The organism is Brevibacillus invocatus, assembly GCF_003710915.1.
In the GTDB taxonomy this organism is placed as follows: Bacteria; Bacillota; Bacilli; order Brevibacillales; family Brevibacillaceae; genus Brevibacillus; species Brevibacillus invocatus.
Genome location: NZ_RHHR01000014.1, coordinates 100,390 through 113,246, shown reverse-complemented (window position 1 = coordinate 113,246; position 12,857 = coordinate 100,390). Strand labels below are relative to the sequence as shown.

At 50.5% G+C, this 12,857-nt stretch carries 11 protein-coding genes and 1 pseudogene; 3 read left to right on the top strand and 9 right to left on the bottom strand.

From position 1 onward, the window contains the following. Positions 1 to 32 precede the first annotated feature (32 nt). Entirely contained in the window at positions 33 to 1,565 is a 1,533-nt protein-coding gene (locus tag EDM52_RS10230) for an aldehyde dehydrogenase family protein (RefSeq protein WP_122908903.1), read from the top strand. A gap of 19 nt (positions 1,566 to 1,584) precedes the next feature. Here the strand turns inward: EDM52_RS10230 and kynA are convergent, their stop codons facing one another. Next, a complete protein-coding gene (kynA, locus tag EDM52_RS10225; RefSeq protein ID WP_122908902.1) occupies positions 1,585 to 2,433 on the bottom strand; it encodes a tryptophan 2,3-dioxygenase in 849 nt (282 codons plus the stop codon). 180 nt (positions 2,434 to 2,613) lie between these two features. Here kynA and EDM52_RS10220 point away from each other — a divergent pair, with 180 nt between their 5' ends. Next, positions 2,614 to 3,312 carry a hypothetical protein gene (locus tag EDM52_RS10220; protein ID WP_183184969.1) on the top strand — a complete coding sequence of 233 codons (699 nt, stop codon included), beginning with the start codon at positions 2,614 to 2,616 and terminating at the stop codon, positions 3,310 to 3,312. Between the two features lie 70 nt (positions 3,313 to 3,382). Here EDM52_RS10220 and yunB read toward each other — a convergent pair whose 3' ends face one another. The 5 genes and pseudogenes from yunB to EDM52_RS10195 form a co-directional block, all read right to left on the bottom strand. Next, positions 3,383 to 4,111 (bottom strand): sporulation protein YunB, encoded by a 729-nt coding sequence (gene yunB, locus EDM52_RS10215; protein ID WP_245996761.1) that lies wholly within the window; start codon positions 4,109 to 4,111, stop codon positions 3,383 to 3,385. Between the two features lie 42 nt (positions 4,112 to 4,153). After that, complete coding sequence (locus tag EDM52_RS10210) at positions 4,154 to 4,456, bottom strand: hypothetical protein (protein ID WP_122908900.1); 303 nt, start codon at positions 4,454 to 4,456, stop codon at positions 4,154 to 4,156. A 68-nt stretch (positions 4,457 to 4,524) separates the two neighbouring features. Further along, positions 4,525 to 5,058, bottom strand: a pseudogene (locus EDM52_RS10205) (DUF4004 family protein); the annotation flags it as partial. A gap of 121 nt (positions 5,059 to 5,179) precedes the next feature. After that, the gene (locus tag EDM52_RS10200; RefSeq protein WP_122908898.1) at positions 5,180 to 6,496 is read right to left on the bottom strand and encodes a globin-coupled sensor protein; all 1,317 of its coding nucleotides are present in this window, start codon (positions 6,494 to 6,496) and stop codon (positions 5,180 to 5,182) included. A 198-nt stretch (positions 6,497 to 6,694) separates the two neighbouring features. Further along, positions 6,695 to 8,533, bottom strand: a complete 1,839-nt coding sequence (locus tag EDM52_RS10195; RefSeq protein ID WP_276330109.1) for an AMP-binding protein — start codon at positions 8,531 to 8,533, stop codon at positions 6,695 to 6,697. A 313-nt stretch (positions 8,534 to 8,846) separates the two neighbouring features. Between EDM52_RS10195 and corA the strand changes: the two genes are divergently transcribed. Then, positions 8,847 to 9,782, top strand: a complete 936-nt coding sequence (gene corA / locus EDM52_RS10190; protein WP_122908896.1) for a magnesium/cobalt transporter CorA — start codon at positions 8,847 to 8,849, stop codon at positions 9,780 to 9,782. A 6-nt stretch (positions 9,783 to 9,788) separates the two neighbouring features. Here the strand turns inward: corA and EDM52_RS10185 are convergent, their stop codons facing one another. The 3 genes from EDM52_RS10185 to EDM52_RS10175 all read right to left on the bottom strand — a co-directional run bounded on the left by EDM52_RS10185 (position 9,789) and on the right by EDM52_RS10175 (position 12,840). Continuing rightward, positions 9,789 to 10,883, bottom strand: coding sequence for an HD-GYP domain-containing protein (locus tag EDM52_RS10185; RefSeq protein WP_122908958.1), 1,095 nt, complete (start codon positions 10,881 to 10,883; stop codon positions 9,789 to 9,791). 140 nt (positions 10,884 to 11,023) lie between these two features. Next, on the bottom strand, positions 11,024 to 11,326 hold the full coding sequence (locus tag EDM52_RS10180) for a YunC family protein (protein ID WP_122908895.1): 303 nt from the start codon (positions 11,324 to 11,326) through the stop codon (positions 11,024 to 11,026). 74 nt (positions 11,327 to 11,400) lie between these two features. Continuing rightward, positions 11,401 to 12,840, bottom strand: a complete 1,440-nt coding sequence (locus EDM52_RS10175; protein ID WP_122908894.1) for a bifunctional metallophosphatase/5'-nucleotidase — start codon at positions 12,838 to 12,840, stop codon at positions 11,401 to 11,403. Between the last annotated feature and the right edge of the window lie 17 nt (positions 12,841 to 12,857).

The window sequence follows — 12,857 nt, the reverse complement described above, 5'->3', positions numbered from 1 at the left end:
TAGAGCGTACCCTATGAGCGAGGTGTAAACCTATGTCTGTCCTTACTATGCAAAACCCTGCTACCGGTGAAATCCTGGGTTCATTGGAAGAAGCTACACCGGATCAGGTCAGGCAAGCAGTTCAAAAAGCCCGTGCCGCTCATCCAGCCTGGTCAGCCACTCCCCTCTCAGACCGGGTCGCCTATTTGTCGCGACTGCGTCATTACTTGGTCGAACACGGCGAGGATCTGGCCCAACGCATCAGCCAGGATACCGGAAAAGTTCATTTTGAAGCGTACATGACCGAGATCTTCGTGACGATCGATACCATTCGTTTTTATGAGAAGCATGCCGAGAAGATGCTGGCCAAGCAAAAGGTACCCACTCCGCTGCTGCTTTGGCCCAAGAAATCGTACATTCATTACAAACCAATGGGTGTCGTAGCAGTCATCTCCCCCTGGAACTATCCCTTCCAGCTTGCAGTCATACCAGTCCTCTCTGCGTTGATCGCCGGAAATACCGTCGTGCTGAAGCCTTCCGAGGTAACAGCCGCCACAGGATTGATCATCGAAGAGCTATTCCGTGCTGTCCCTCTCCCTGAAGGGGTGATTCGTGTCCTGCACGGCGGTCGTGAGGTCGGACAAGAGCTGGTAGCAGCCCGACCCGACAAGATTTTTTTCACAGGATCGGTTCGGACAGGCAAAAAAATCATGGCGGCTGCCGCTGAACACCTCATTCCTGTTGAACTGGAGCTTGGCGGAAAAGACCCGATGATCGTCTGCTCCGATGCTCCTTTGGAACGGGCTGCGAACGCCGCAGTTTGGGGCGCTTTTACCAACGCGGGTCAGGTCTGCATGTCCGTAGAACGCGTCTTTGTGCATGAATCTGTGCACGACCGTTTTGTCGAGCTGGTCACGCAAAAAACAAAAGCCCTGCGCCAAGGCCATCCTACCGGTGCCGAAGTAGGCTCCATGACTTTTCCCGATCAACGCGAAATTGTGGCGCAGCACGTAAAAGAGGCTGTTGCCGAGGGAGCAACAGCCGTTCTGGGGGGGAATTTTCCCGCAGATGACATGTTTATGCCACCCACTATATTGACGAATGTTACCCCGGACATGAAGATCATGCAGGAGGAGACTTTTGGTCCGGTCCTACCCATCATGCGTGTTTCTACGGAGCAGGAGGCCATTGAGTTGGCCAATCGATCTCCGTACGGCCTGAATGCGTCCGTCTGGTCCGAGAATCGAGCTAGGGCCCGCCATTTGGCGGAACAGCTGGAAAGCGGCAATGTGTGCATCAACGATGTCATCATCAGCTTTGCCAATCCACATCTGCCCTTTGGCGGCGTAAAAGAAAGCGGAATCGGCCGCTATCGCGGACCACTCAGCCTGCAATCCTTTACGCACAGCATCTCCATTATCCATGATCCCGGCAAGCGCAACCGCGAGCTGAACTGGTATCCTTATACCGAAGATCAACTCACGATGATGACTGGCGTGACAAACCTGCTCTACGGCAAAAACCGAAAATGGAATTTCAATGCTTTGGGTGCTATCTGGCGAGAGTTAAGACGTCTGCGCGAATAGTCCAGAACCTGCCTTTTCCTTATAGCTTTGTACGTAAACTCCACAGTTCAGGGAAGAAACGGTGATCCAGGACTCGTTTAAGATACTGGACACCGGATGATCCCCCCGTGCCCATCTTGTTGCCAATGATGCGTTCCACGGTGAACATGTGGTTCAAGCGCCATTGCTGCTGACGGTTCTCGATATCCACCAGCTTTTCAGCCAGCTCGTACAGATCCCAATATTGATTGACATCCCGGTACACGGCGAGCCAGGCGTTTTCCACACTCTCATTTGGCTGATAATCCTGCGTCCAGTCACGATTCAATGCGCTGGAATCGATCGGCAGCCCTCTTTCGGCAAGCATGAAGATGGAAGCATCGTACAAGCCCGGCGATTCCAGGGCTTTCTTCAGCTGGGCATGAATTTCCGGCTCATGCTCGAAAACAGCCAGTGCTCGCGGGCTCTTGTAGCCCATAGCAAACTCGATGAGTCGGTTTTGATAGGATTGAAAGCCGGATGATTTGCCCAGCTTATCCCTGAATTCCAGATATTCAGACGGGGTCAATGTGGACAGCACGTCCCAGGATTGAATCAGCTGCTGTTGAATACGCGAGACGCGAGACAGCATCTTGAAAACCGGATCGAGATTTTTTTCCCAAATACATTGAATCGCAGCTTCCAATTCATGCAAAATCATTTTCATCCACAATTCACTCGTCTGGTGGATGACGATGAACAGCATTTCGTCATGATGATCGGATAGACGTTTTTGGGCGGAAAGGATTTTATCAAGCTGCAGGTAATCCCCGTACGACATGTCCTTTGAAAAATCCATGTGAATGCTCTTTTCATTTCCCGCCTGTACATGCTGGTCGTGGTTTGACATAGACGCTCTCCTTTATGGTCGTAATTTCTCCTATCGATAGGAGAAAAGCAGTTCCTCGCAAGCTGAATAAAAAATAAAGAATTTTATGACTACAGTTTATTAACTTTTTGACACAGTGTCAATATGTTTGATTCAGGCTGGTTTGACTACTCGGGTTGAGCCGTGATCCTGCTTACTATCATGCTGCACAAAGGAGGTGAAGTGGCATTGAAATCGTGGCTCTGCATGTGTTTTGTCCTCTTTTTCCTGACCATTCTGGCATCCGGATGCGCTCCCTCGGATGCGCAAGAATACATCGAGCTCCCCCTGGATTCGGGCTCGCTCTCGATCCCTGTTGAAAAGGTGGAGCCTCTCCACAAGTTCCTGGAATCCTACACCCCATCAGAACGACAGGTGGAAATCAGCCGAATCCAAGGAACAGCCTTCAGGTCACTGACTGGCATCGTGTACGGGGACATCCGATTCAATTGCGGGTCAAAGCTGTGTGACCACGTGCTTGTGCAGATGAAAGACGAAGCATTCAAGTCCCTTTCTTTACATGAAGGAAGTCTTTGGATCAGCCATTCCTTTTCCCCTGATGAACGACTTTTGGCGATCCTCCTCGGTCGAAATGAAGGAACGGAGCTGGTTCGCAACAGGATCATGATCCTCCATACGGAGACACTCGAACCCGCAGTCGTATGGGGTGATCCCGTCGTGACAGAACAGGCATTATCATCAGATTTTGTCTTTCCGATCCTCGATGTGAAATGGGTGCATGAAACCTCACTGGAGATCACGGTCCCCGATACGCCGGACAATTCGTATGAAACGCTACTGGAATGGAACCGAACAGGGAAAACCACGAAAACCATCCGACTTTCTGTCACGCCTAAATAACTCAATACACGTAAAAAATCCTCCTGCAACGGTATTGTGCAAGAGGATTTTTCCTGTTAAGCTGCCATCGTTACTTTGCAGGAGGTGCCTCGAACTCTGATTGGGCACGCGGCACATCCGGCTTGCCATCCGGATTGTTGTACAAGTATTGCGGCACATCACCGATAATCAGCGAGTGGGTGATGGGTATCTTCGTCGTTACGGTCTTCTCATCTGTCGCAAACGGAATGACGATCCGCAAATCCACCTCGACAAAGATGTAGACAGTAGCCAGCACCATGTTGATGCCTGCCTCTTTCAGCTCCGTTTCCAGTCTCGTCTTCACCGACCCGATAGGTACAAAAGTGATGGGCAGCTCTGGACCCATGTTCGCTAAAAAGCTGTTGCCGGTTGCCAACCCTAACGGAATCGTCCGTTCTACCTTATCCTTCTCAAATTCCTGCAGCTTGTTTTGCACACGCGAAGTGGTCTCTCCCACGATGCGCGCATACTCTCGAAAGTTGAACTGATATGCCTGAATTCGCCCCTCATTGTCTTTCTCGATCATGACAATCTGATTAAAGTCGACACCTTGTTGGGAAATCCGCTTGGTCACAGCATCTGTAATCGCATCTTTTGCGAGTTGCTCAGCCTTTTGCGAGGCGAGAATCAAAAGCGTGGGCTCCAGCCGCTTTTCAAGGAATACCAATGACTGGATGGTCATGACCAGAAAGAAGACCAACGCGATCATGAAGGCTTTGGTTCGGGAAAGCGGGTTTCTCCAACGCCGACGGGGTCGAAACATCGCCAAGCCCGTCACCTCCCAGTTGGTACATCCTATGGTGAAAAAGCCTAAAAAAGACTATAGCCTTTGGAAGAAACCCTCGTTACAGGAACCACTGCGACTGAGCGTGTTCTGATTGCCCATCACTCTGCCTCGAATCCAGCTGTCTGCCTGCTGAAGAAGCGTATTTTTGCAAACCTGGGCAGCTCCCGTAAAAACCCCTGCTACACTCAGTAGCAGCAACACGCTCCAAAGCTGGCTTCCGTAAAATGCAACCTTAACCGCTATTGCAGACAAAAGCGATGTCATCAAAAGGCCAGTCATGAGTGGAAGCCGGATATGCGAGATCAGATATGTTCCTGCCCATGCCCCCACGTTCATTAACGACCAGTCTTCAGATTGGGTAAATCGTTTGCTTCGCGTTCTGATCGAGACATATGATTTCCCCCTTAGATCAGCTTGCCCTTCAATTGCTCCGCCAGCTCCACCAGCGAAATTCGCGCGACCACTTTCACACCTTTATCAAAATGAAGATCTGCCGGAACGGATACCAGCAGGCACGAAGACACCCCCATCTTCCTGAAAAACAGAAGTTCATAGGGTTTGCCATCCGGCTTTGGCCATTGCTCGTTCAGCGTTTCCAGCAACAGCCCCCCTTCTTCCAGACTGATCTCGCCATTGGCTAGCAGCTGATTGATCGTAAAAAGCGGTAGCATTTGTTGAAAGGAATAGACTGCCGCTTGTTCGCTGCCCGGTGAGGCTCCATAACGGTCTAACACAATTACCGAAACAATGTTACGTTCCTTTAAATCATCTGAAGTCGCATATAGATCAGGCAACAATGGAGAATGGGACAGCTTCTCTGCCAATTCATCTAGCGATAAATCATCTTTTTTGTTGATGATTTGATCGATGCGAGAGAGAATTAAATCCTTTGGAAAAAACGTCTCCTGACCGGTAAAGGTGGATTTGCGTATAAACCACTCCTCCGGAACACACGCACAAAAAAAGAGAAACCCTGGTTTCTCTTTTTACATACTGAAGCACACCGCCCTCATGCAAGACGATGTACCTCTGCTTCTATTCGTTTACCTGCTGGCTCGTCTACAGATTTTCAGTGATGTCAGACAGTTCATCCGCAGAGAAAGCTACCTGCGCTACGGCCTGGTTCATATCCTCCATGACGCGGAAGAAGTTTTCCAGCTCACGTTGGATTTGGCTGCTCTGCTCTTTACTGTCGGACACTGCATCTATGATCCCTTCGAAGAATGCGTTCGTCTCATTGGTCATAGCTGTACTGGAGTGAACGAGTGTCTGAATTTCATGGACTACAGCAGACAATACAACCGTTTGCTGATTGGTTTTTTCGATCAGCTCACGGACGCCGGATACCGATTTTTTGGTCTGCTCGGCCAGCTTGCGCACTTCATCGGCAACGACCGCAAAGCCGCGTCCCTGCTCGCCAGCACGCGCTGCCTCAATAGCAGCGTTCAGTGCCAACAGATTGGTTTGCTCCGCAATAGCAGTCACGACATCGACAATTCCACGGATTTTTTCCGCGTTATCCTCGAGCATTTTCATTTCATCCGAGATCTGGTGAACACTGTTTTGAATCAATTTCATCTGATCCTGCTGGTTCTCCAGCTTCTCTTTACCTTCCTGGGAAAGGCGCTGCGCATTGCTCGAATAGCCTGTCCCATTCTCGGCAAAGCGTACTACTTCTCGAGCCTGTTCGGTCAATTGCTCGACAGAAGCACTGTTTTCCTCTGCTACAGCAGCAAGCTCATGCGCAGAGTTGGCCAGAGCGACGCGCAGCTCGTCTTTTTTCTTCTGTTCCTTCTGACGCGCGCGCTCATGCTCATTTTCGTATTCTTCCAGGACGATTTGCTGCTCGATGTTGAGGATTTTCGTCACGACCTGGATCGCCTGTACGAATTCACGCTTGTCCTTGATCGCTTCGTCCAGTAGTCCCATGATTGAGACCAGGAGATTTTGAAACGCGCACATGTACCATTTTGGTTCCAGACCAATGCGCATGTGGATGATCGCAATCCGGCTGCGCTGTGCGATGTACTCACTGTCGATCTTGCCGCAAAACATCTCGGTGATGTGGCGGTTTAGCGTCTGCTTCAGTCGATCGATCGTGCTGTTGTTATTGATAATCGTCATGAGCAGTTCTTCGTTGGCAATATTGTCATAGAATGCATCGACAATTTTATTAATATTTTGAATGATTACAGGTTGGATCGCTTTGGCTATGGACAAATCGTGTTCAGTCAGATGGATAAGCTCTAGCTGTCTTGACAAAAGAGAACCTGGGGCGATGTGAACTTCCCCTTGCTCCTTTACCTCACCAAAAAATGATTCACCATTAGATTTCCCTTTTACTCCGAACAAGCTGGAAAACGGACGAGTACTCATTGATTGGACTCCTTCTTAACCCTATAGGTATTTACACTCTTATAATACATTCAATAGATATTATGATTTCAATATATCCTATGAATTATATACCTTTCTTTTGATTTCTGTAAACATAGTAAGAAACACGATTCGCTGAAGAAATAAAGCTTCGTCAAAAAAATCATTTGACGAAGCCTTCTTCTTAATTTATGCCTTTTAGCCTTGTTTCATTTTTTGTCTTCTCGGCAATTGGTTCAATGCTCCAGGATTCATCAGACTGGAGGTATCCCCGAGTTCCTGAGATAAATAATGCTGTTTCATCAGTCTGCGCATGATCTTTTGCGTACGGGTCTTCGGCAGGTCTGCTACCAGGTGTATTTCACCCGGCTCGTACGGTTTACCCAGCTTGGCAGACACATGCTGCTTTAACGCATCCGGTTCGAGACGGGATGGCGGTGTCGGAACGACGAACAGCACAATCTCTTCGCCCTTCATCGGATGGGGAACGCCAATCGCAGCGGCTTCCAATACATCCGGGTACTGGCATACGACATCCTCCAGCTCTCCTGGCCCTGTCCTTCTCCCCGATACTTTGATCACATCATCGGCTCTCCCATGATGGAACCAATAGCCCTCCTCGTCTACCAGCACGATATCCCCCTGCCACCACATCTCATTTCCGAGTGGAAAATAGGTGTCCATGTACCACTGGCGATTTCGCCAAAAGCCTCGCGTCTGTGCCGGTTGTGGAACCGTAAAGACAAGGTAGCCCGCCTTGCCTCGCTCCACTGGTTTTCCCGACTCATCTACGACCCTCGCTCCTACAGCTGGCGTCGCTCCAAGGCAAGTGGGCTTTTGCGGCAAAATGCTGATCGAGGACAGGATTTCTGCGAAAACCTCTGTACCCCCGCTACCGTTTATGATGGGAGCCTTTCCGTCCGTCCATGACAAATACCAGCTCCAGGTCTCCTCATCGATTGGTTCTCCGGTGTGCCCCAGTATTCGCAGCGAGTCCAGGTTTGCTTTTTCCCGAAATGGCTCCGCGTAGGTTTTCAGCAACCGCAAGGCAGTAGCTGGAGCGCCGAACACGCTTACCTGATGCTTCTCAATCTGCCGGTAGATTCTCCCTGGATCCGGATGCATCGGACTACCTTCGTACATCAGGAAAGGAGCTGCTACACTGTGGGCCGAAAAGAGCGGTAGCTGCCCCATCATCCAGCCAAAATCCGTGATCATCGTAAAAACATCGTTCTCCCGGATGTCATAGATGAACATCCCGACCTCCGCTGTTTTGACTGCGATCCCACCATGTACGTGGACGATTCCCTTCGGACTCCCCGTCGTACCTGAGGAATAGCTGACCATGCAGACCTCTTCCGCGTCTGTAGCTACGGTCTCATACTGGTCCGGCACCTGCTCCATCCATTCGTTCCAATGCCAGTCGCGTCCAGGTGTTAGCAGCACTTTTTCGCCCAATCGCGCTGCAACCAAAACCGCCTGAACACAAGGAACTGTCTCCAGTGCCTTGTCCAGCACGTGCTTGAGCAAAACCTGATGCCCGCCACGATAAAAGCCGTCAGCCGTGACGACTGCCTTGGCCTCCACATCACGCAAGCGAACCGCGACAGCTTCTGGACCAAACCCGGAAAATAGCGGCACGGCAATAGCTCCCGCCTTGTAGATCCCGTAAAGCGCAATTACGGTTTCCGGAATCATCGGCATGTAGATCGCTACACGGTCTCCCCGCTCCACGCCCAATCTTCCCAGCGTATGGGCAAATCGATTCACCTGCCTGTAAAGCTCAAGGAAGCTGTAGCGTTTCTCCTCTCCCCCTTCCCCTTCCCAGATCAGAGCCATGCGTTCTGCCGTAGAGGGATTTTGCGCCCATTTATCGAGAAAATTATGAACCAGATTGATCTTTCCGCCAACAAACCACTTGGGGTCTGACAATCCATTCGAATCGTCCAGTACCTGGTCGTAAGGTTGGGCAAATTGAATGTCGGCAAAACGGATAAATGCATCCCAGAACCAGCTCGTTGTTCCTACTCTGTCAATAGCCCGGCCTGTCCTGCCAACTTCAGCGTTCCCGCCATATATGGTAAAATGCGGATGAGTACTTTTGCAAAATGTGGAAGACTAATGAGGATTACGATCCACGCGGGGATAAGAGACAAACAACGGTTCATACCTTCTTTAATGTAGGGAGCGAAAAAAGGGGGAAATGGGATGGATAAGCCGGGAAATGGGCAACAGACGGTGTTTTCTCCGCCAAGCCACGAAGCCCTTCGGTCGGCATACGACTTGATCCTCCGCGAGATCTGGCCGCGTATAGTCGCAGCAAATCAAACCACCAGCAGGAGAAAAATCCATGAACATACAACTGATCCAGAACGGAATACTCACTCCGATTGATGACATCGAGCAGACATTGCTTGCGCCAGACAACGGATTTTACTGGATAGACGCTACCCCTTTCGATCTATCCGTGTTGCAGCCTCTCTTCGGCTTGCACCATCTAGCCGTGGAGGATTGCATCGATGAAGAGGAACAGCGTCCTAAGCTGCAAGTCTACGACGATCATTATTTTCTCGTGGTCAATGGCATTACGTTTCACAATCAAGATATCTTCCTGCGCGAAATCAACCTGTTTCTCGGCAGTACGACCATCATCACGGTGACCAAGCAGGAAGCTCCTGAGCTGGAGCAAATGCTCTCCCTCATCCGGGAAAAGGAAATCAATCGTCCTGCTGCCTTTCTGTACTATCTGATCGATGATATTGTGGATCGCTTTTTTGACGTGATTGAGAATATCGAGGATCTTATTGAGAATCTGGAAGAAGAAATATTAATGAATACGCGGAAATCCCATCTCGAACAAATTATCGGTCTGCGCAGTGAAATCCTGTACGCGCGTAAAATGCTGTTGCCGCAGCGGTATTTAATTGATGAATTGCACAGAAAAGAACTTCCACTGATCGATCCTTACCTGCGAAAGTATTTCGGTGACATCGTAGACGACGCCGTCAAAGTCGTGGAAAGCTTTGATACGTTCCGCGACCTGATCGGCAACTTGCGAGAAGCATACCAGGCAGCACTCGCCGGGCGAGCGAATGACATCATGCGCATCTTCACCGCATTGACGACAATCTTCATGCCACTGACGATCGTAACGGGCATCTACGGTATGAACTTTGATGTCATGCCAGAATTAAGCTCTCCCTACGGCTACTACATTGTACTCGGCAGCATGGCCACGATTGGCATTACCATGTTTGTCATTTTTAAAAAGAAAGAATGGCTGTAACGACTGCTATACCAGCTCGTCACAGGCCACAATCATCAAATGAAGTCGCTTGGAAAGGTCGTATTCATAAGGCTCGTCCAGCTGATTGCCATTTTCGTCAGCGAGGATGCGAATGATCGGACGGCTCGGCAGCCCCTGATTGGCATCCACGACGACCCCCGCCTCCCCTGAATTCAGCGTGACACTAAGTCCCAACGGGTAAAGGGCGATGGTGTCTCGAAGCGCCAAAACGTATTTCTGATCGAACAGTCTGTCTGCTCCCGAATACAAGACCTCCATCGCTTCATGCGGCAGCATCGGCTCCCGGTAGATGCGATGTGTCGTCAGCGCGTCAAAGACATCCGCGACTGCCATCAAGCGAGCGTACGGATGTATTTCCTCGGCCTTCAGCTGGCGAGGGTAGCCGGAACCGTCCCAGCGTTCGTGATGCTGATACGCACAGTGCGCTGCCAGCAAGGGAATCTCGTCTTGCCTGCGCAGCAGCTCGAAACCGATCTCCGTATGCTTTTTCATCAACTCAAACTCTTCCTGCGCCAATCTGCCAGGCTTCTTCAGGATTTCGTCGGGTACATTCATCTTGCCGATATCGTGCAGCATACCACCAATGCCGATTTCCATGATTTCCTTTTCCGAAAAGCCACTCTTCATGGCCAGCGCAGAGCTATAAAGCGCTACATTGAAGGAATGGGTAAAGATGTAATTATCGAAAGCACATGCATCTGCCATCAGATTCATCGCGGAGCGGCAGCCCTTCATTTCGTCAGCAACCGCAGCCATGATCTGGCGCAATTGTCGCCCAAAGGACCTGTCCGAAAAAATCTGCTGCCATTTTTGAGGAAATTCGTTCACCGCAGAAAAGGTCTCATGAATGATCGACATCGCTTCTCTGCGCGTCTCTTCAGATATGACACCTTCAATAAAAATATCGTCAGTCCGTTTATCCTGGATATATAGGCTTGTTATATTTTTCGCTTTCAGTCTGGTCAGCATGCGGTCAGTCAGTTCTACACCCGCACCGACAAGCACCATGCCGGTTTCCGTATAAATAGAGCGCGCCAGGGTATCACCCGGACGACATTTTCGAATCGATATCAGTCTCATATTTTCCAACATTCGCCTTTCATCATGGTACACCTATTATAGCGTGATTCGACTCGATTCTACACGATATTTTGCACAATGTTATGGCGAAAAGCCTTTGTCATCGTTCGACAAAGGCTTTTGCTTTGGCCAGGTTGCTTCTACAGCATTTTGACAATCGCGTCTTTTCCGATCATTCCTGCTGTAATCCCCATATTTTCAGCTGTTATCGTCACGGATTCCAGCGGAGCATCCAACAGCTCCTGAATGGTCTTTACCCCTACTGCACGCCCGGCAATAATCTCTCTTTTGGCCAGACGTTCATTCAGCAGACCGACATCTAGCGCGCCGCACATGATATACCCTCGGTCTGTCGTGACTGCCAATAGCGTCGTCTTGGGCAGTTGGACACTCACCGCAATTGCTGTTCCTTCTGGAAAATGAATAGGCTGTACTTCGACCATCGCACATCCTCCTTCGTCACTCTTCATGGCGATATATCCTATGACATGAAAAGCGGAAAGGTGTACGTACAGCCTCAGCCAGCCTCGACCGGAATCCATCTGGGTGAAAACGCGCCAAGCAGCATTTGCTCATTGCAGAGTGTCTCTGCCAGAATCTCGCGGAGCATGGCAGGCAGGAAAAAGCGGATATCGCTTCCCTGTAAAAGTGTTGGAAACAGTCGATTGTACATGAACATATCCACTGTGCCGACCCGATATTCCTGATTACTCACCAGTGGCTGACCGTTCACTTCAATGGACACGATGCTCGGCCGCTCGGCTGGGAGGTACTGGATCTGCAAGCCGTCCACACCCATCCAGCCCTCGATCTGTCCACGGAATCCACAACCGTACAGCCTCTTCCTGACGATCTCGGGCTGGATCGCCTGTTCCAGAATTTGACCGAGCTGCTCGCCCGTCAAGGTGACAGCACACAGATTCAACGGGTGGGGCACACAACGCAAGAGATCTGCTGACGTTACGCTGCCGTGGTGGAGATCAGAGAGCAGGAGTCCGCCATTGGCCAGCCCGATCTCGGCTCCCGTCTTCTCGCGGATACTGGCAGCAAGGAAAGAAGCGAACGGCGTCTCTTGTTCCCAATTCATCAACAAATCTGTTCCAAGCACGGTCAGCGGTCGGGAAAGCAGCTCTTCCGCCTTCTTCTCTTCCCTTTGAATGACGGCAACGATATCCTCTGCCTGCTGATACTTTTCGGAAGCCAATACCTCTGCTTCAGCTTCGGTGATCTGTCCGGCCGTCCTGTCCCAGACCAACCGTACATGGCCGACGTATTGTCCGAAGCGCCCTGTCTGTGCAATCAAGGTATTTCCTACCCGTACACCGTGCTCCAAGAGGTGATGGGTATGTGCACCCAATATCACATCCAGCCCATCTACCTGTTCTGCCAGGCGACAATCCTCCTGATAGCCAAGATGGGACATCAACACAATAATATCAGCCTGCGAGCGCAAAGCAGCGACTTGCTCGACAAGCAACGGCAATACCTCCCTGATCTCCCAGCCCATGCTTTTGTAGGAGTGCGGATAGGGAATCGTCATTGCGAGCAAGGCTACCCGCAGATCGGACCATTGATGAATCGCGTAAGGAACAGCCCACTTGGGCACAGTGTCGTCCGCGCCCTCCAGCAAATTGCCTGCAATCACCGTAAAAGCGGCTGCTTCATACAGGTCATCCAGCTTGGACTTTGTCAACGTGATGCCTTCGTTGTTTCCGATGGTCGCATACTGATAGCCGCTCCGGTTCATGATCTCCACATTGACTTTGCCAAAGCTCGCTTCTGTGATCATGCTCATCCGGTCCAGATGATCGCCGATGTCGAGGGTCAGCACGCGCTCATCCCGCTGCTCCCAATCCTTCCGATGCGTGCGAAGACAGGTGGCGATACGGGGCATACTCGCAAAATGACTGTGCAAATCATTGGTATGCAGCATATGCAAGGTACAGGTGTCCGCCACGATCTCCCCTCCCTCTC

Excerpts from the sequence above, each read along its gene's own strand:
- EDM52_RS10230 (WP_122908903.1), top strand. The coding sequence starts at position 33 with ATGTCTGTCCTTACTATGCAAAACCCTGCTACCGGTGAAATCCTGGGT.
- kynA (WP_122908902.1), bottom strand. The coding sequence starts at position 2,433 with ATGTCAAACCACGACCAGCATGTACAGGCGGGAAATGAAAAGAGCATT.
- EDM52_RS10220 (WP_183184969.1), top strand. The coding sequence starts at position 2,614 with ATGCTGCACAAAGGAGGTGAAGTGGCATTGAAATCGTGGCTCTGCATG.
- EDM52_RS10210 (WP_122908900.1), bottom strand. The coding sequence starts at position 4,456 with ATGAACGTGGGGGCATGGGCAGGAACATATCTGATCTCGCATATCCGG.
- EDM52_RS10200 (WP_122908898.1), bottom strand. The coding sequence starts at position 6,496 with ATGAGTACTCGTCCGTTTTCCAGCTTGTTCGGAGTAAAAGGGAAATCT.
- corA (WP_122908896.1), top strand. The coding sequence starts at position 8,847 with ATGAACATACAACTGATCCAGAACGGAATACTCACTCCGATTGATGAC.
- EDM52_RS10185 (WP_122908958.1), bottom strand. The coding sequence starts at position 10,883 with ATGAGACTGATATCGATTCGAAAATGTCGTCCGGGTGATACCCTGGCG.
- EDM52_RS10180 (WP_122908895.1), bottom strand. The coding sequence starts at position 11,326 with ATGGTCGAAGTACAGCCTATTCATTTTCCAGAAGGAACAGCAATTGCG.